Genomic DNA, 17,130 nt, shown 5'->3' with positions numbered 1-17,130 from the left:
TCAGCCCGCCTCTCCGACCGCGGGCAGCGCGCCGACCGTGCGCCGGGCGGCCGCGACGATCCCGGCGACCTGCGGCAGCGCGGCCTCCTCCAGCCGCCGCGCGTACGGCATCGGCACCTCGGCGCTGCACACGCGCTCGACGGGGGCGTCGAGGTCGTAGAAGTGCTGCTCGGTCAGGCGGGCGGAGATCTCCGCGGCCAGGCTGCCGCTGCGCCAGCCCTCGTCGACGACGACGGCGCGGTGCGTGCGGGCGACCGAGCCGCCGATGGTGGCGTCGTCGAGGGGGCGCAGGGTGCGCAGGTCGACGACTTCGGCGCTGATGCCGCCGCTGCCCAGTTCGTCGGCGGCGGCCATCGCCTTGGGCAGCGAACCGCCGTAGGCGATCAGCGTGACGTCCGTGCCGGGGCGGCGGATCGCGGCGTGGTCGAGGTCGACCGGGCCCGCGTCGGCTGCCAGGTCGCCGGAGGCGTTGTACAGGCCGCCGTGCTCGAAGATCAGCACCGGGTCGGGGTCGGCGAGCGCCGGGGCCAGCATGTGGCGGGCGTCGGCGATGGTCGCCGGGGCCACCACCCGGACGCCGGGGATGTGCGCGTACCAGCCCTCCAGGCTGTGGGAGTGCTGGGCGGCGAGCTGTCGTCCGGCGCCGGTGGTCATCCGGATGACGATCGGGACCGCCAGCTGTCCGCCCGACATGTGCAGCAGGGTGGCGGCGTTGTTGAGGATCTGGTCGAGGGCGAGCAGGCTGAAGTTGACCGTCATGATCTCGACGATCGGCCGCATGCCCGCCAGGGCGGCGCCGATGCCGGCGCCCACGAACGCGGACTCCGACAGCGGCGCGTCACGGATCCGCTCGGGGCCGAACTCCTCCAGCAGGCCGAGGCTGACGCCGAAGCAGCCGCCGTAGCGGCCCACGTCCTCGCCCATCAGGAAGACCCGCCCGTCGGCGGCGAGCGCCTCGCGCAGGGCGTCGCGCAGGGCTTCCCGGTAGGTCGTCTTGCGTTCTGCGGGATCTCCGGTGGTGGCCATGGTCAGCTCGCCTCCCCCACGGGGCTCGTGACGAATCGCAGCAGGTCGGCGACGGGCTCCTCGGGAGCCTGTTCGGCGGTCTCGACGGCCGCGTCGATCTCGGCGCCGACCCGCTTCTCCAGCTCGGCGAGGGCCTTGTCGGTCAGTGAGGCGTGCTCGCGCAGCCGCTGGGCGAACCGGTCGATCGGGTCGCGTTCCTTCCACCGCTCGATCTCGGCCTTCTCGCGGTAGCGGTCGGAGTCGTACATGGAGTGGGCGCGGAAGCGGTAGGTGCGCATCTCCAGGAAGTGCGGTCCGGTGCCGGCGCGGATGCCCTCGGCGGCGCGCCGGGCGGCGTCCTCGACGGCCAGGACGTCCATGCCGTCGACGGCCCAGGAGACCATGCCGTAGGAGGCGGCGCGCATCGCCAGGTCGGTCTGGGCCTGGTGGCGCTCCAGGGCGGTGCCCATCGCGTACAGGTTGTTCTCGCAGACGAACAGCAGGGGCAGCCTCCACAGGGCGGCCAGGTTGGCCGTCTCGTGGAACTCGCCCTCGGCGAAGGCCCCGTCGCCGAAGAAGCAGCAGGTGACACGGTCTTTGCCGGTCATGCGGTCGGCGAGGGCGAGTCCCGCGGCGAGTGGGAGGCCGCCGCCGACGATGGCGTTGCCGCCGTAGAAGCGTCGGCTCGCGTCGAACAGGTGCATGGAGCCGCCCCGGCCGCGGCTGCAGCCGGTCTCCTTGCCGAACATCTCCGCCATGATCGCGTCGGCGGGGACGCCGCGGGCGAGTGCGTGCCCGTGTTCGCGGTACGTCGAGACGACCGCGTCGTCGTCGGTGAGCGCCTCGTTGACGCCGACGGCGACGGCCTCCTCGCCGATGTAGAGGTGCATGAAGCCGCGGATGCGGGCGGCGCTGTACAGCTCCACGCAGCGCTCCTCGAAGCGGCGGATGCGCAGCATGGCGCCGAACAGGGCGAGTTCGTGCACCGCTTGCCGGCCGGCGGCGGACTTGCGTGCGGCGCGGGTGGCGCTCATGCGGATCCCTCCGTTCCCTCCAGGGTGGAGATGTCGCCCTCGGGCAGGCCGAGTTCGCGGGCCCGCAGCAGGCGGCGCATGACCTTGCCGCTGCGGGTGTGCGGCAGGTGCTGGTCGAACGCGATCTCGCGGGGCGCGACGGCCGGGCCGAGCCGGCGACGGGCGAAGGCCAGCAGCTCCTGCCGGGTGGCGGTGGTCGGCTCGAAGCCGGGCCGCAGGGACACGAACGCCTTGACGATGTTCCCGGCGACGGGGTCGGGCCGTCCGATCACGCCGGCCTCGGCGACGGCCGGGTGTTCCATCAGGGCGCTCTCCACCTCGAAGGGCCCGATGAGGTGTCCGGCGGACTTGATGACGTCGTCCGCGCGTCCGACGAACCAGTACCAGCCGTCCGCGTCGCGCCGCACCAGGTCACCGGTGAGGTACCAGCCCCCGGCGAACGCCGCCCGGGAGCGCTCCTCGTCGTTCAGATAGCCGCGGAACATGGACGGCCAGCCCGGCCGCAGCGCCAGCTCGCCCTCGGCGTCCGGCTCCTGGAGGAGGGTCACCCGGCCGTCGACGACCTCGGCGCGGCCGTCCTCGCCCCGCCGCAGCACGGCGGCCTCCACCCCGGGCAGCGGGCGCCCCATCGAGCCGGGGCGAATGTCGCAGGCCGCGAAGTTGGCGATCATGATGGCGCCGGTCTCGGTCTGCCACCAGTTGTCGTGCACGGGCAGCCCCAGGACGTCACGGCCCCACAGGACGGCTTCCGGGTTGAGCGGCTCGCCGACGGAGGCGATGAAGCGCAGCGCGCTCAGGTCGAAGGAGGCGGGCAGGTCGTACGGTCCGGTCCGCGGTGTGGTCCGCATCAGCATCCGCAGCGCCGTCGGCGCCGTGTACCAGACGCTGACCCGCTGCTCGGCGAGGATCCGGTACCAGCGGCGGGCGTCGTAGTCGCCCTCGTCAACGACGAGCGTGATGCCGTGCATGAGCGGGGCGACGATCCCGTAGGACATGCCGGTGACCCAGCCGGGGTCGGCGGTGCACCAGTACACGTCGTCCGGGTGCAGGTCGAGGGCGTAGTGCGCGGTCGCGTAGTGGGCGACGGCCGCTCCGTGGACGTGGACGGCGCCCTTGGGGGTGCCCGTGGTGCCGCTGGTGAAGTGCAGCAGGGCCATGTCGTCCGGGGAGGTCGGCGGGATGGTGAAGGTGTCGGACGCATACGCCGTGAGCGCGTCGAGGGCGACCGTGCCGGGGAGCTCCTCGGCGCCTTCCCCGACGATCAGCACGTGTTCGAGGTCGTCGAACTCCGCCCGCCGGGCCGCGACCTTCCTGCGGTACAGCTCGGCGGTGGTGACCAGGACCCGGGCGTTGCTGAGCCGCAGCCGCTGGGCGACGGGGTCCGGTCCGAAGGCGGAGAACAGCGGGCACAGGACGCTGGTGTTCTTCAGCGTGCCCAGGACCACGGTGTACAGCTCGGGGCAGCGTCCCAGCAGGGTGACGACGCGATCACCGCGTCCGACCCCGAGGGTGCGCAGCACGTGGGCGAACCGGGCGGTGGAGCGGGCCAGTTCGCGGTACGTCACGGTGGTCACCGAGTCGTCGCGGCCCACGCAGCGCAGGGCGACGGCCTCTCCGTGGCCGGACGCGACGTGCCGGTCGACGGCCTCGTACGCGATGTTCAGTCCCCGTCCGCCGGGCAGCCCGTAGAGCTTGGTGCGGGCCCGGGCCCAGGAGAAGGCCTCGTACGTCTTGTCGTAGTCGTCCAGGTTGGGCGGTACCCGAGGCGGAGTCTGCTTGCGGACGGTCTCGCCGGACATGGCATCCCCTTCCCGTGGGGTCCCGTGGGTCCTGTTCCGACCGTCCGCCCGGGGCGCGCGGCGGGCACTGGGCCGAACGTCCCCGTCGGGGGGGCCGGGGGTCACGAACCGCCGGCGCCGCGGTACCGGACGATCAGGTCCAGCTCGGCGGAGAGGGCCTCGGTCAGTTCGGCGAGCTCGGGGAAGTGGTCGGGGTCGGCCGTGGCGGCGAGAGTGAGGGTGCCGGCGTAGGAGAGGACCTCGAAGTGCACGGGGATGTTGCCGCCGTCGCCGACGGTGACCGGGACGGCGGAGACGACCGGGACGCCGCCGAAGGCGACCTGCTCGGCGGGGCCGTGCACATGGGTGACCAGGGTGTGGAACCGGTGCTGGTGGTTCATGTACCAGCGGTAGCCGCCCAGCCGTGCCAGCGGCCGGAACAGCCAGCCCAGCAGCGCGATGGGGGCCGGCCCGGTGGCGGCCGCCCGGTGCGCGCGGACCTGCGCCGACACCCGGCGCAGCCGGTCGGGGACGGTGCCGACGGCCGGCACGGAGACCAGCATCGGGCTGACCATGTTGCCCAGGGCACTCTCCGCTTCCGGCCGGCGGCCGGACACGGGCACGGTGACGACGAACGCGTCGGGGAACTCGCCCCTGCCCCGGAGCACTCGGCGCAGGGCGGCCGCGACGGCGACCAGGACGGCGTCGTTGACGCTGGCGCCGTGCGAGTGGGCGGCGTTTCGCAGCGCGGCGAGGTCGGTGTGGACCGCGCCGAGGCGGCGGCGCGGTCCCGTGCGCCGGTTCAGGGAGGTCGGGGCGGCCCGTGGGGGGCGCAGTCCTCCGCCGGCGCCCGTCGAGGCGCGCAGCAGACGCCACGCGGCCCGGGCGCGGCGCGGCGCCGTGAGACGGCTGTGCAGCGCGTCGCGGGCCAGTGCGGCCCTGCCGGGTGCCGGGCGGGGGAAGGCGGCCTCGGGTGCCTGCCGCGGCGCGTCGACGAGTCGGGTCAGTACGGCGAGGCCGCCGACTCCGTCGGCGAGGGCGTGGTGCAGGACGAGCACCAGGGCGCCCGCGCTTCCGGCAACGTCCGTGACCAGGGTCGCCGACCACATCGGCGCGGTGCGGGGCATCGGGTGCATGATCACCGACAGGGCCGTGTCCAGCAGTGCCTGTGCGTCGCCCGGCGGGGTGCAGCGCACCGTGCGGACGTGCTGGCGGACGTCGAACGAGGGATCGTCGGCCCAGACCGGCCCGCCGCAGCCGAAGGGCGCGGCCACCAGCCGCCGGCGCAGGCGCGGCACCGCCGGTACGCGCTCGGCGATCAGCTTGAGGACGTGTTCGAGGGTGACCGGGCCGTCCGCGCCCTCGCCGAGCAGCAGCACGACACCGAACTGCTCGGGCACCTCCCCGGTGTCCATCGCCAAGAAGGCCCGGTCCGCCGGGCTCGCGCGCTCGATCATGTCTTCCACCGTCCTGCCGCCGACGGGGCCGCGCCAGGGGCCGAACGGTCCCGTCGTAGCCGGGTGGGCCGGTCCGCCCGGCCCCCCGGGCCCGGGGGGCCGTGGCCGGCCCGCTCACCGCCGCCGAGCCTGGGAGGACGAGGCGTCGTACGGCCTGGGGGTCCCGTGCCAGGCCACCTCGTCGCCGACGCCCCGACGGACTCCGCCCGTGCGGCGGCGGTTGCGCCGGGTGCCCCGTCCGTGCCGGTCCAGCGGCTGCGCCCGGACGAGGTGTTCGGCGCGTTCGGCACCGGAGCGCGCGGACTGTCCGCCCGGGAGGCGGCCTGCCCCCGCGCCCGATCTCGGCCTGCGCGAGGGCGACGAGATCCTCGTCGCCCCCCACGCCGCGCCGGAGTGCGCGATCCATGCCGTCTTCCAGTGAGGGCCCGCGCCGTCGTCCGTGAAAGCGGGCAGAGAGAAACGTGTGCGTGACCGGGAGCCGACCCCGGTCGCGCACACGGCGTGCGGCGCGGCGCGCGACGGCGCTCAGACGGACCGCACGGGGACGGTCCGGGTGCCCGCCTTCTTCTCCGGCACCGGAACCGTGATCGTCAGGACACCGTCCTTGTACTCCGCGGTGGCCTCCTCGCCCGTGGCGCCGGCGGGCAGCCGGACCGAGCGGGCGAAGGTGCCGTAGCGGAACTCGGTGTGGTGCCTCTCCTTGGTCTCCTCGGTGCGCTCGGCGCGCAGTGTGAGCAGACCTTCCGTGATCGTGATCTCGACATCCTTCGCGGGGTCGATGCCGGGCAGCTCGGCCCGCAGCACGTACGCTCCGTCCGCCAGGCGTTCCTCGGTGCGGATGCCGTGTATCCCCGGGGCGGTGTGGGCGGCCGGGAACCCGCCCTCGACCCAGCCGAACAGGTCGGGGAGCATCGGCCAGCCGGGCAACCGCTCGATCATGCCGCTCATGTCACCCTCCTCTTCGTTCTTCCCGCTTCCAGCGTCGCGCCGCGGGGCGGGGGCGCGCCTGGGCCGACCGGTCCCGCGCGGGACCCGACAGGCCCCTGCCGCGCACGCCCCCGGACCCCGACAGACCCCTGCCGCATACCTGGGGCCCGACAGGCGCCTGCCGCATGCCCGTGACCCGACAGGCGCGGCGCCTGCCACACGCCCGGGACCCGACAGGCCCCTGCCGCATGCTCCGGACCTTTTGCCCCGTCAGCCGTACATCCGCTTGCGCCACTGCGGGCCGACCCGGGCCCACTCCGTCTCCCATGCGTGCAGTCGCCGCCGGTCCAGGCCGAACCGTGCGAGCCGGCCGCAGCCGACCAGGGTGCCGGCGGCGGTCAGCCCGGCCAGGGTGCCCGCGAGGACCGACTGGAACTCCGCCTCCATGGCGGTGGGGGGCGGGGCGACCAGAGTGCCCGTGGTGCCGGTCCAGACCGTGACCGAGGTGCCCGCCTCGCTGCCGGGATCGACCTGCGCCCGGCCCGTGTGCGGGGCGCCGTCGGCGTCCGTCCAGCGCACCTTCGCCCAGACCGTGCTGTTGCTGAAGCCCTCCCCCGTCGTGACCGGGACCGTCGGCGCGTCCTCGACGAGCACGGCGGAGACCGGCTGGGCCCGGTCACGTCGCTCGGCGAGGCCGTCGGCCACCCGGTCACCGGTCAGCTGGGCCGTGCCCAGGCCGCCCACCAGGGCCAGGATCCAGGTGGCCAGGACGATCCAGGCCTCAGCGCGGTCGCTGGGGCGGCGCAGGGTGTTGTGCCGCCAGCGCCAGCCGCGCACCGTCGTCCTCCTCATCGCCGGCACCCCCTGTCGGTCCGGATCGGGTCCGGGTCAACGGCCCGCGCCGTCGTCGGCGAGGTCCGGGTCCAGGACGGGACGGCGGCGTGGGCCCAGCAGTTCGCAGTCCACGCCCACCACGCCTTCCACGGCCCGCGTCAGGCGGGCGGCGACGGGGACGAGGGCCGTGCTGGGCACGCGCCCGGTGAGTCGTACGACCCCGTCGCGGACCTGCACCCGGACGGCGTCCGGCGCTTCGGGGAAGAGGAACGCGACGACCTCGTCGCGCACTTCGCGGGCGATGGAGTCGTCGTCGCGCAGGAAGACGTTGAGCAGGTCGGCCCGGCTGACGATGCCGGCCAGGACGCCGTGCTCGTCGACCACGGGCAGCCGCTTGACCCCGTGGCGGGCCATGGCCCGGGCGGCCGCCGCCAGCGTGTCGTGCGGGTGGGCGGTGACGGCCGGTGCCGTCATCAGGTCCGCGGCCCTGCGGGCGGCGGCCTTGGCCACGTCCTCGGGGCGGACGGGCCGGGACGAGCGGTCGGGGCCGGCGTCGTGGACCTCCTCCTTCAGCAGCAGATCGGCCTGGGAGACCACGCCCACCACGCGGTTGTCGTCGTCCACCACGGGGACGCCGCTGACGTGCCACCGCCGCATGGTCTTGACGATGTCCTTGAACGCGGCTGCGCGCCGGACGGCCACGACCCTGCGGGTCATCACGTCGTCCACGGTGCTGGGGGTGCCGTCCATGGTGTCCTCCGGCGGGGTTCCGGTCCGGTCGACGCCCGGGGCGGGGGGTCAGCCCCGCGCCCCGCCGCCGTAGGGGGTGTCCAGGTCCAGGAGGCGGTCGCGGGCGGCCGTCAGGCGCCGGGCCTCGGCCTCGGCGACCCACAGCGCGATCGCGTGGCCCATCGCGGGGTCCTCCGCGCACATCCGGCGTACGGCCGCGGCGTGGAACTCGTGGGCGTGCACCGGTCCCACCGTCTGCGCGCCGAACTGCCACCGGTACGAGGGGGACAGCCAGGACCAGCCGAGCAGTTCACCGCGGCCCAGCGTCTCCAGGGCGACCGGCCGGCGGCCGGGGACGCGCACGTCGAGGGCCACGCCCCCGGACCGGACGATCCAGAAGAGCCCGGCCCGGCCGCCCTCGTCGAACAGGCGGGTGCCCGCCGGGTAGCGCGCCTCGTGCGCCAGGCTCATCAGGCGCCCGCGGTACTCCGCGGACAGCGTCCTGGTGGGCCGGGGGATGGTGGCGGTGGTCATGGTGCGTCTCCTCGCGTGCCGGCGGGCGCGGCCGTCGTGGCGGGCGTACGTCTCCTGTCCTCAGCGTGGGCGACGGGTGCGCGCGAGGCATGAGCCGAGTGGCCCTGTTCCCGGGGCCCACTGGGCATACCGCGGGGGCGGGCTTTCGCATACCGTCCCCGGAACGCTGCGATCCGCCCAGACCGCGATCTGACAACGGTCAGTTTTGAGCAGCATACGGAGAGTAAATGACAATCACTCGCGAAGGCGGCGCGAAGACGCTGATATGACCCCACCACCGTGGGGGGTTGAGCCTATGACCGAGATCGTCGCGACGCAGCCGATGCGGACCGCGGACGCGACCGGCGAGGAACGATTCCGCAGCCTCCTGGAGGCCGCGCCGGACGCCATGGTCATCGTCGACGATGCCGGCATCATCAAACTCGTCAACGCGCAGACCGAGGCCCTGTTCGGCTACCGGCGCGAGGAACTGCTCGACCATCCGGTCGAGTTGCTCGTCCCGCAGCGCTTCCAGGGCCACCACACCCGCCACCGCGCCGGCTACGCCGCCAACCGCCAGGTGCGCCCGATGGGTGCCGGACTGGAGCTGCACGGCCTGCGCAAGGACGGCACCGAGTTCCCCGTCGAGATCAGCCTCAGCCCCCTGCAGACCCCGAACGGCCTGCTCGTCTCGGCCGCCGTCCGGGACGTCAGCGACCGCAAGGCCGCCGAGCGGCGCATCAACGAACTCGCCGCGCTCGTCGAGTCCTCCCAGGACGCGATCCTCGCCAAGACCCTCGACGGACGCATCACCTACTGGAACGCGGCGGCCCAGCGGTTCTACGGCTACACCGCCGAGGAGGCCATCGGCAGACACGTGTCACTCCTCGCCCCCGAGCAGTGCAAGGACGAGATCATGGCGCTGCTGCGCCGACTGCGGCTGGGCGAGAAGGTCGAGCGCTTCGAGACACTGCGCCTGACCAAGTCGGGTGCGCTGCTGGACGTCGACGTCACGCTGTGGCCGACCCGGGACACGGACGGCACGGTCGTCGGGGCGTGCGCCATCGTGCGGGACATCAGCGAGCGCAAGCGGGCGGAGGCCGAACTCACCGCCCTGTACGAGCAGCAGCGGCGCATCGCCCTCACCCTGCAGCGCAGTCTGATGGGTACCCCGCCGGCCATTCCCGGCCTGGCCACCGCCAGCCGGTACCGGCCCGCGACGCAGGGCGCCGGGGTGGGCGGCGACTGGTTCGACCTCGTTCCGCTCGGCGCCGGACGGGTGGGGGTGCTGATCGGTGACGTGATGGGGCGCGGCCTGGAAGCGGCCGCCGTCATGGGCCAGTTGCGCTCGGCGGCGCACGCGCTCGCCAAGACGGGCATCCAGCCGCGCCGGCTCATGCAGGCCCTGGACGCCTGCGTGGCCGACCTCGACGTCCCCGACCAACTGGTCACCTGCTGCTATCTCGTCATAGCGCCGGACGCCGGTACGGTCACCGTCTGCTCCGCCGGGCACCTGCCGACGCTGGTCGCCGTGCCCGGCGAGGGGGTGCGGCAACTGCCCGTCCCGGTCAACGCTCCGCTCGGTGTCGGCGGCATCGTCTACCAGCAGTCCTGCACGTCCGTCCCGCCCGGCGCGAGTCTGGTGCTGTACACCGACGGCCTGATCGAGACGCCGGACAGCGACATCGAGAGCCGACTGCACCAGCTCACCTCACTCCTGGGGGATTTCTTCACCGAGGGGACCTGTCTGGAATCGGCAGCCGACCATCTGCTGGCCGGTCTGGTGCCCGATCCCGAGAGTCACAACGACGACGTCACCCTGCTCCTGGCCCGGCTCCCCGCGCCGCCGCTGGACACCTTCGCCGCCGAGTTCCCCGCCGTTCCGTCGGCCGTGCCCGAGGGCCGGGTGCTGCTCGGCAAGGCCCTCGCCGACTGGGACTGCACCGCGCTGGCCGACGACGCGCTGCTGCTGGTCTCCGAGATCCTGACCAACGCCGTCCAGCACGCGGAGGGCCCCCTCGGTCTGCACGCCCGCCGCACCGCCGACGACCTCACGGTCGAGGTCAGCGACCGCAGTCCGCATCTCCCCCAGCCCCGGCAGGCCACCCAGAACGAGGAGTCCGGCCGCGGCCTGTGCCTCGTCCGCACGCTGGCCCACAGCTGGGGGGTGCAGCCCACGGACGAGGGCAAGACGACGTGGTTCACCCTCAAGCTGGACGCGTGACGTCGGCCCACCGCTGGTCCTTCCGGGGCTCGCCTCTGGTCCTGGCGGGAGCTCACCTCTGCTCCTGCCGGGGCTCATCGCTCGACGTTCAGGGGTACGACGTCCTCGACGACCTTCCGTCCGTCCTCGGGCGAGTCCCACCACGCCGTGAGCGTGCCGGGCCCCGAGCGGGTCGCCTTGTAGGGGATGGTCACGTCGAACGTGCCGCGCGTGCCGGTTCCGGAGGTCGCCGTGGCGTACACGCTCGCGGCCGTGCGCCCGGCGGCGTCGGTGATCTTCAGCCGGAGCGTCGCCTCGAAGGTGTTGGCGCTCCCCCACACCCGCACGGGCGTGCGGATCGTGTCGCCGATCAGCGGCGACTCGACCAGGACGAGGGGTGAGAGATCCTCGAAGTCGGCGCGGCCCACGGGCCGGTCGAGGACGATGCCCTCGCCGCCGAAGGACGTCACCGGCTTGCCGTCCAGCTCGAACCGCACCTTCTCGATGCTGGGGAAGCGGGTCGCGGTGAACACCACCTGGGCGAGCCGGGCCCGCATCGACAGGCTTCCGCCGCCGTCGTCGTAGCGTCCGGACAGGTCCACGGTGGCCACCTTGTTCCGCACGTCGACGGAGTTCAGCGTCGTGCCCGAAGGAATGGCGGTGGTGCGCTTGAAGCCGCGCTCGTAGCTGTTCGGCCCGGCCAGCAGGGCGCGCAGCGCGCCGGCCGCGGTGCCGGGCGCCGTCACCGTGCGCGGAGCGGGTGAGACCTTCTCCCCGCGCAGGAAGTACACCGCCGTACGGACCTGGCGGGGTCCGCCACCGGGTCCGGGCCCGCTCGGCTCGGCCGACGGGGCGGGGGTGCCGGGTGCGGTGGTGCCGCCCTGGCCGGGTGCGGTCGTGTCGCCCTGGCCCGGTGCCGTGGAGCCGCCTCCGGTCGTGCCGCCGTTGGTGCCGTCGGGGCTCGACGGACTCGACGGGCTCGGCCTGCCGGTTCCAGGAGTCGTGCCGGGGGTACCACCCGAGCCGCTGCCGCACGCGGTCGCCACGGACGACACGAGCAGCACGGCGGCGGCCATCGCGACGGGGCGCCGCAGCCGGCGGGACGCAGGCCTGGTGGAGATCTCGGATTGCATGGCAGCCTCCTCCGACCCTTCCAGACAACACCACCGGCCCGCACAACCCAAGTGCCGTACGGCCCTCTAGCATGGGCCGTACGGCATCGGTTCCGCCTGTTCAGGCCCTGGTTCACGCCCCTTCAGGTGCCGGACGGGGACCACCGTGCGGCGGCGCTCGGGGACTTTCGGCCCCTGCACGCACCGTGCCGGTGTGCGACAGCGTCGTAGGAAAGCCGAGACGGGAGTGGCTGATGCACCCGGATTCAGTGCCCGAGGCGCCACCGCGCCGTGCCGGGACCGGCGGCGACGGACCTGCCGCCGTGCTGGTGTCCCAGCTGGTGAAGACCTTCGGCCGCACGCGTGCGCTCGACGGCCTCGACCTGACCGTGGCCCGGGGAGAGGTGCACGGCTTCCTCGGACCCAACGGGGCGGGCAAGACCACGACCGTCCGGGTCCTGCTCGGGCTGCTGCGGCCCGACGCGGGCGAGGTCCGGCTGCTGGGCGGTGATCCCTGGCGGGACGCCGTCGCCCTGCACCGGCGTATCGCCTACGTGCCGGGGGACGTCAGCCTGTGGCCCAAGCTCACCGGCGGCGAGATCATCGACGTCTTCGGGCGGCTGCGCGGCGACCTCGACCCGGTCCGGCGCGACGAGCTGCTCGAGCGGTTCGAGCTGGACCCGACGAAGAAGGCGCGCACCTACTCCAAGGGCAACCGGCAGAAGGTGGGCCTGGTCGCGGCGCTGGCGTCCCGGGCCGACCTGCTGCTCCTGGACGAGCCGACCTCGGGGCTCGACCCGCTGATGGAGAACGTCTTCCAGGACTGCATCGGCGAGGCGAAGGCGCAGGGCCGCACGGTGCTGCTGTCCAGCCACATCCTGGCCGAGGTGGAGGCCCTGTGCGACCGGGTGAGCATCATCCGCGCGGGCCGCACGGTGGAGAGCGGCACGCTCGCCGGGCTACGGCATCTGACGCGCACCTCGATCGACGTGGAGACCGTGCAGACGCCGAGCGGGCTCGGTGACCTCCCCGGCGTGCACGATCTGCGCGTCGAGAACCACCGGGCCCGCTTCGACGTGGACACCGACCGCCTGGACGAGGCCGTCCGCCGACTGAGCGACTTCGGCATCCGCACCCTCACCAGCCAACCCCCCACGCTGGAGGAGCTGTTCCTGCGCCACTACGGCAACGAGGCCGAGGGAGCGCGGCGATGATCCGTTCGGCCGAGCTGACCGGCACCGCCACGCTCGTCCGGCTCATCCTGCGCCGGGACCGGCTCCGCGTGCTGATCTGGACCACCGCCGTCCCGCTGCTGGTGCTGCTGACGGCGGCGAGCGTGAAGGGGCTCTACCCCACCCAGCACGATCTGGACGTGGCGGCCGAGGCCAGTGCGGACAACGCGGCGGCCATCGCCTTCAACGGTCCGGCCCAGGGACTCGACACCCTGGGCGGCCAGGTGGCCTTCCAGGTGGGCACGCTCGGCCTCGTCGTGGTCGCGCTGATGAGCACGTTCATGACCGGCCGGCAGACCCGCGCCGAGGAGGAGGCCGGCCGCGCCGAGCTGATCGGCGCCCTCCCGGTCGGCCGGCACGCGAACGCCTCGGCCACCCTGCTGGTCGTGTCCGGCATGAACGTCCTCGTCGGCGCCGCCGTCTCGCTCGGCCTCCTGGCCCTGGACCTGCCCGTCGAGGGTTCGGTCCTCCTCGGCGTCTCCTTCTGCGCCCTCGGGCTGGTCTTCGCCGCGATCACCCTGGTCGCCGCCCAGATCTCGGAGAACACCCGGGTCGTGCACGGCTGCACCGGTGCCGTGCTGGGCACGGCCTTCGTGCTGCGGGCCGTCGGGGACATCGGAGACGGGACGGCGTCCTGGCTCTCCCCCATCGGCTGGGTCCAGAAGACGCGGCCCTTCGCGGGCGAACGCTGGTGGCCTCTGCTCGTGCCGGCCGTGTTCACCGTCGCTGCCGTCGCCGTCGCCCACGCGCTGTCGGACCGGCGGGACGTCGGCGCGGGCCTGGTGCCGCCCGGGGCGGGCCCGCCCCGGGCGGCACCACGCCTCGGCCGGCCCCTCGGACTGGCCCTGCGCCTGCAGCGCGGCAGCCTGATCGGCTGGAGCTGCGGCGTGTTCCTGACCGGTCTCGCCTACGGCTGGGTCGCCGACGACGTCGAGGACTTCGTCGCCGACAACGAGGCCCTGGAGGACCTCATGACGGGATACGGCGGCGCCGGCCTCACCGACTCCTACCTCGCCCAGTCGCTGCTCGTCGTGGCCCTCATCAGCGCCGGCTACACGGTCCAGTCCGCGCTGCGACTGCGCGGCGAGGAGACCGGCCTGCGCGCCGAACCCCTGCTCGCCACACCGCTCTCCCGAACCCGCTGGGTGGCCTCCCACCTGACCGTGACCCTGGCCGGCAGCGTCGTGGTCCTCACCGCCGCGGGCCTCGGCACAGGACTCGCCTACGGCATCAGCAGCGGCGATCCGACCCAGGTGCCCCGCCTCGTCGGCGCCGCGCTCGTCCACACACCGGCGCTCTGGCTGCTCGCGGGAGTCACGACCACCCTGTTCGGCCTCGTCCCGCGCGGGGCGGCCGCCGCCTGGGCCGCCCTCACCGCCTGCTTCGTCATCGGCCTGCTGGGCCAGGCCCTCGACCTGCCCCACTGGCTACGGAACCTCTCCCCCTACGAACACCTCCCCCACCTACCCGCAGCCGACCTGACCCTCACCGCACCAACCCTGCTCACCCTGCTCGCCGCCACCCTGACAGCAACCGGCCTGGCGAGCTTCCGACACCGGGACGTCGGCTAGAAGGCTGCTACTCGCCTGCACGGTTCCCTCTCACCAGCGCGGCGAGTTCTCTCGATCGGGCGGCCCCGACACGCAGCTCCTTCCGCAGGATCTCGGCTGACGCAGGGCGCTGATGTTGTTCTCGGTGCAGGGCATCGAGCATCCGCGCCCTGCCCTGCAAGGAATCGTCACCGGTTTTCCTGTGCCCCTGACCGGCCAGGTCCTCCGCCTTCGGCTGCCCGTCCCGTCTCCGGCTTTCCGTCGTCTCCCGACTGCCGCGGTTACGCCGGTCCTCCGGACCGGCCAGTGCCCTTGGACGAGCCGCGGCGCCGTCTGCTGCAGGGCAGCTGCCCGCTCGCGACCAGGGACGCCAGATGGGCGACTCTGGTGCGGCGCTCTCGGGAACAGGGGGCCACCTGGACGCTCGCGTGCGCCGGGATGGCACTGCCGACGCTCGCGGGCGTGTGCCGCTGGCTGACGGTGCGCTACCCCGGCGACCCCCTGTGACGTCCACGCCGAAGTGCTGTCCGGTTTCCCGGAAGCGCCGGCCACGGTCGACCTGTCTCGGCCGCGTGTCCTCGTACGGCTCAAATGGGCCACCCAGCGCCGCGGTTTGGCCGCGCTGTCCGAAGCTCTTGACGCGCCCAAGCCGGTCGTACACGAGTTCCGGTCCGCTCCACCGCGGCCTCCCTGGGGTCACCCGGACCTTGTCCTCGCCTGGGCGGTCCGGGCGGGGGTCCTGACGCGGACCGAGGCGGACCTGATCGGCAGAACCCGACTGGACGAAGAGTCCGTGGCGGACTGGGCGGCTGGAGTGACCAGTGCTGGACGCTGGCGAGGATCGCCGAGATCGTGCACCGCCGGTTCGGCGACCGCGACGCAGTCATCGCCGGCCTGACTCTGCCCTGGAACTCGGGCGTCGTGGAAGGGCACGTCAACCGGATCAAGATGCTCAAGCGCCAGATGCTCGGCCGCGCAGGCTTCGCCCTCCTGCGGAAGCGCGTCCTCATGTCCTGATCAACGACGACGGGAGGATCTCGATGGCAGCGGCGTCGGCGGATGTGCAAGCCTTCCCCTTCAAGATGCCGACGGAGAAGACCGTGATGACCAGCGACGACGCCCTCGATCAGTTCAGACACATCGCGCGTGAGAGGGCATTTGGCAGGCATGTCGGGTCGGACAGGCTCATTCAGGCAGGTCTGGACGCGCTGATGGCTGGGGTCGAGAGCCCATCCCTGGCCATGCTGGCTGGACTCCTCCGGAGCGAAGAGCCCGAAGCGCCAGAGCTCTTCGACCAAGTACTTGAGGAGCTGGGACTGCTCTTCCACCCACCTGCGGACCCCCGGGCCTCAAAGTGGGCGATGGCCTACTGGATCGCCGGTCAGATCGCCGACGGATCCCTGGATCCCGCCGCCGGCACTCACCTCATCTGGGCAGACATCGCCTATGACCTCGGCTACCCCGAAGAGCTAGAACCCCTTGTGCACTGCGCGCACAACCTAGACGGCTGGGAGGAGAGCTGGGGAGTCTCCGTCGAGGAACTCAACGGAGAAGCGGTTGAGGCAGCGAAGCAGTTCCTCAGCAAGAGGTCTGTAGCCGAGGCGGGAGACTGACCCGGGGTTCGTTCTCGCCATCGGGAACGGTCAACCGCGAGGTCATCCGCTCACTCAACGTGGCCGCGTCACAGAACCTGAGCCAGAGCCGCTACCCGTGAACAAAGCCAACCACCGCCAAGAACGTCATAGCCAGGGTCTACCAGATGTCCGTGACATGGCGCTGATCGACTGTCACCTGAAGTTGGAAGCGCGCCTACTTGGGCAGCTGCTTCACAACGCTGGTCCGCGCGTGCTCATCCCGCAGTTCGCGCGGCCAACGCTCGTCGATGACGAGCGCGGCTTTCCTGCAGCCACTGCAGGAGCTCGGACGGTCCGGCAGCCAGATGTAGTCGGACGGGGACATGCCTGGGAACTCGATTCCGCACAGCGTCGTCTCGAACGAGCCGAAGGCGTGAACAGAGTCGGGAGCCAACCCCTCTGCGATCGCAGCCTCCCAACGTCTGTCTGGAGGCGCGTACGGCGGGCGGGACAGTTCGAACCACTCCCCGCCCACGTGGGTCGCTGCAAAGCACCAGCAGCAGGACCAGGTCTCCTCCGCCCACCGGTGCGGCTCCAACGGCCACCGCAGCATCGAACGCCCACACACGTCGCACTCCACCGCGCGATTCTCACACGACGCGGCTCCTGCTCCGTGTGCTGCACAAGGCGTCCCTATGACCAATCACCGGAGTCGCAGAACGCCAGGTGCGCGATCGTTGAAAATCTCGATCGGCCAATCGAAGACAGTGGTCCCGCGCTCTTTCCTTGCTGCGGCAAGATCGGTGCTGGCCGAGGGCCGGTTCGTGGGGTGACAGCGTGACAACCGGATCTCAAGCTGGCGAGCTGTCTCCGGATAGCCGAGATGCCGGCGAGACACCTGGTGGTCGCGCCACTCAACCACGTAGTCATCGTCGTCGGGCGCCCCGAAGCCACCGCTGAGGCAATCAGCGAAGGCGTCGTGGTTTCGACCGAAGTAGCCCCCGGACCGTTGATCGCTTCGCCGATGACTCGCCAGAAGTCCCCCAGCATTCTGATCTGTCTGCCGTCCAGCACGTATGTCGGGTGTCACGGCTCGGAAGACACGTGCAGCTCCGCGGCTGTGTCCCCTCGATTCTGGCCGCCTCCGCTTAATCCGGAAAGGAGACCAGAGCCTCAGCCCGT

At 72.6% G+C, this 17,130-nt stretch carries 14 protein-coding genes and 1 pseudogene; 5 read left to right on the top strand and 10 right to left on the bottom strand.

Annotated elements, in window-relative coordinates:
* The 8 genes from ICC28_RS25715 to ICC28_RS25680 all read right to left on the bottom strand — a co-directional run bounded on the left by ICC28_RS25715 (position 1) and on the right by ICC28_RS25680 (position 8,298).
* Entirely contained in the window at positions 1 to 1,026 is a 1,026-nt protein-coding gene (locus ICC28_RS25715) for an alpha-ketoacid dehydrogenase subunit beta (RefSeq protein ID WP_188291077.1), read from the bottom strand.
* A gap of 2 nt (positions 1,027 to 1,028) precedes the next feature.
* Positions 1,029 to 2,039, bottom strand: coding sequence for a pyruvate dehydrogenase (acetyl-transferring) E1 component subunit alpha (gene pdhA / locus ICC28_RS25710; RefSeq protein WP_188291076.1), 1,011 nt, complete (start codon positions 2,037 to 2,039; stop codon positions 1,029 to 1,031).
* A complete protein-coding gene (acsA, locus tag ICC28_RS25705) occupies positions 2,036 to 3,838 on the bottom strand; it encodes an acetate--CoA ligase (RefSeq protein WP_188291075.1) in 1,803 nt (600 codons plus the stop codon). The genes pdhA and acsA overlap by 4 nt, the downstream gene beginning before the upstream one ends.
* Positions 3,839 to 3,939: 101 nt before the next feature.
* Positions 3,940 to 5,274, bottom strand: coding sequence for a wax ester/triacylglycerol synthase domain-containing protein (locus ICC28_RS25700; RefSeq protein ID WP_188291074.1), 1,335 nt, complete (start codon positions 5,272 to 5,274; stop codon positions 3,940 to 3,942).
* A 525-nt stretch (positions 5,275 to 5,799) separates the two neighbouring features.
* Positions 5,800 to 6,222, bottom strand: coding sequence for an Hsp20/alpha crystallin family protein (locus tag ICC28_RS25695; protein WP_188291073.1), 423 nt, complete (start codon positions 6,220 to 6,222; stop codon positions 5,800 to 5,802).
* 249 nt (positions 6,223 to 6,471) lie between these two features.
* A complete protein-coding gene (locus ICC28_RS25690) occupies positions 6,472 to 7,053 on the bottom strand; it encodes a hypothetical protein (protein WP_188291072.1) in 582 nt (193 codons plus the stop codon).
* A 36-nt stretch (positions 7,054 to 7,089) separates the two neighbouring features.
* On the bottom strand, positions 7,090 to 7,785 hold the full coding sequence (locus tag ICC28_RS25685) for a CBS domain-containing protein (RefSeq protein ID WP_188291071.1): 696 nt from the start codon (positions 7,783 to 7,785) through the stop codon (positions 7,090 to 7,092).
* A 48-nt stretch (positions 7,786 to 7,833) separates the two neighbouring features.
* On the bottom strand, positions 7,834 to 8,298 hold the full coding sequence (locus ICC28_RS25680; protein WP_188291070.1) for a cyclic nucleotide-binding domain-containing protein: 465 nt from the start codon (positions 8,296 to 8,298) through the stop codon (positions 7,834 to 7,836).
* A gap of 295 nt (positions 8,299 to 8,593) precedes the next feature.
* On the opposite strand from ICC28_RS25680, the gene ICC28_RS25675 reads away from it, so the two are divergent.
* On the top strand, positions 8,594 to 10,501 hold the full coding sequence (locus ICC28_RS25675) for a PAS domain S-box protein (protein WP_223189462.1): 1,908 nt from the start codon (positions 8,594 to 8,596) through the stop codon (positions 10,499 to 10,501).
* Positions 10,502 to 10,575: 74 nt separating this feature from the next.
* On the opposite strand, the gene ICC28_RS25670 is transcribed toward ICC28_RS25675, so the two are convergent.
* Entirely contained in the window at positions 10,576 to 11,613 is a 1,038-nt protein-coding gene (locus tag ICC28_RS25670) for a GerMN domain-containing protein (RefSeq protein WP_223189461.1), read from the bottom strand.
* A gap of 233 nt (positions 11,614 to 11,846) precedes the next feature.
* Here ICC28_RS25670 and ICC28_RS25665 point away from each other — a divergent pair, with 233 nt between their 5' ends.
* The 4 genes from ICC28_RS25665 to ICC28_RS25650 all read left to right on the top strand — a co-directional run bounded on the left by ICC28_RS25665 (position 11,847) and on the right by ICC28_RS25650 (position 15,987).
* Complete coding sequence (locus ICC28_RS25665; RefSeq protein ID WP_188291068.1) at positions 11,847 to 12,806, top strand: ATP-binding cassette domain-containing protein; 960 nt, start codon at positions 11,847 to 11,849, stop codon at positions 12,804 to 12,806.
* Entirely contained in the window at positions 12,803 to 14,395 is a 1,593-nt protein-coding gene (locus ICC28_RS25660) for an ABC transporter permease (protein ID WP_188291067.1), read from the top strand. The genes ICC28_RS25665 and ICC28_RS25660 overlap by 4 nt, the downstream gene beginning before the upstream one ends.
* 831 nt (positions 14,396 to 15,226) lie before the next feature.
* The gene (locus ICC28_RS25655; RefSeq protein ID WP_223189532.1) at positions 15,227 to 15,391 is read left to right on the top strand and encodes a hypothetical protein; all 165 of its coding nucleotides are present in this window, start codon (positions 15,227 to 15,229) and stop codon (positions 15,389 to 15,391) included.
* Positions 15,392 to 15,414: 23 nt separating this feature from the next.
* The gene (locus ICC28_RS25650; RefSeq protein ID WP_223189460.1) at positions 15,415 to 15,987 is read left to right on the top strand and encodes a hypothetical protein; all 573 of its coding nucleotides are present in this window, start codon (positions 15,415 to 15,417) and stop codon (positions 15,985 to 15,987) included.
* Positions 15,988 to 16,651: 664 nt separating this feature from the next.
* Here ICC28_RS25650 and ICC28_RS25645 read toward each other — a convergent pair.
* A pseudogene (locus ICC28_RS25645) lies at positions 16,652 to 16,998 on the bottom strand (barstar family protein).
* Positions 16,999 to 17,130 lie beyond the last annotated feature (132 nt).

It is taken from the genome of Streptomyces sp. TRM68416, assembly GCF_014596915.1.
Taxonomy (GTDB): Bacteria; Actinomycetota; Actinomycetes; order Streptomycetales; family Streptomycetaceae; genus Streptomyces.
The sequence above is the reverse complement of the archived record's forward strand: the minus strand, read 5'-3'. Positions and strand labels throughout refer to the sequence as shown.

Excerpts from the sequence above, each read along its gene's own strand:
- ICC28_RS25715 (WP_188291077.1), bottom strand. The coding sequence starts at position 1,026 with ATGGCCACCACCGGAGATCCCGCAGAACGCAAGACGACCTACCGGGAA.
- pdhA (WP_188291076.1), bottom strand. The coding sequence starts at position 2,039 with ATGAGCGCCACCCGCGCCGCACGCAAGTCCGCCGCCGGCCGGCAAGCG.
- acsA (WP_188291075.1), bottom strand. The coding sequence starts at position 3,838 with ATGTCCGGCGAGACCGTCCGCAAGCAGACTCCGCCTCGGGTACCGCCC.
- ICC28_RS25700 (WP_188291074.1), bottom strand. The coding sequence starts at position 5,274 with ATGATCGAGCGCGCGAGCCCGGCGGACCGGGCCTTCTTGGCGATGGAC.
- ICC28_RS25695 (WP_188291073.1), bottom strand. The coding sequence starts at position 6,222 with ATGAGCGGCATGATCGAGCGGTTGCCCGGCTGGCCGATGCTCCCCGAC.
- ICC28_RS25690 (WP_188291072.1), bottom strand. The coding sequence starts at position 7,053 with ATGAGGAGGACGACGGTGCGCGGCTGGCGCTGGCGGCACAACACCCTG.
- ICC28_RS25685 (WP_188291071.1), bottom strand. The coding sequence starts at position 7,785 with ATGGACGGCACCCCCAGCACCGTGGACGACGTGATGACCCGCAGGGTC.
- ICC28_RS25680 (WP_188291070.1), bottom strand. The coding sequence starts at position 8,298 with ATGACCACCGCCACCATCCCCCGGCCCACCAGGACGCTGTCCGCGGAG.
- ICC28_RS25675 (WP_223189462.1), top strand. The coding sequence starts at position 8,594 with ATGACCGAGATCGTCGCGACGCAGCCGATGCGGACCGCGGACGCGACC.
- ICC28_RS25670 (WP_223189461.1), bottom strand. The coding sequence starts at position 11,613 with ATGCAATCCGAGATCTCCACCAGGCCTGCGTCCCGCCGGCTGCGGCGC.
- ICC28_RS25665 (WP_188291068.1), top strand. The coding sequence starts at position 11,847 with ATGCACCCGGATTCAGTGCCCGAGGCGCCACCGCGCCGTGCCGGGACC.
- ICC28_RS25660 (WP_188291067.1), top strand. The coding sequence starts at position 12,803 with ATGATCCGTTCGGCCGAGCTGACCGGCACCGCCACGCTCGTCCGGCTC.
- ICC28_RS25650 (WP_223189460.1), top strand. The coding sequence starts at position 15,415 with ATGGCAGCGGCGTCGGCGGATGTGCAAGCCTTCCCCTTCAAGATGCCG.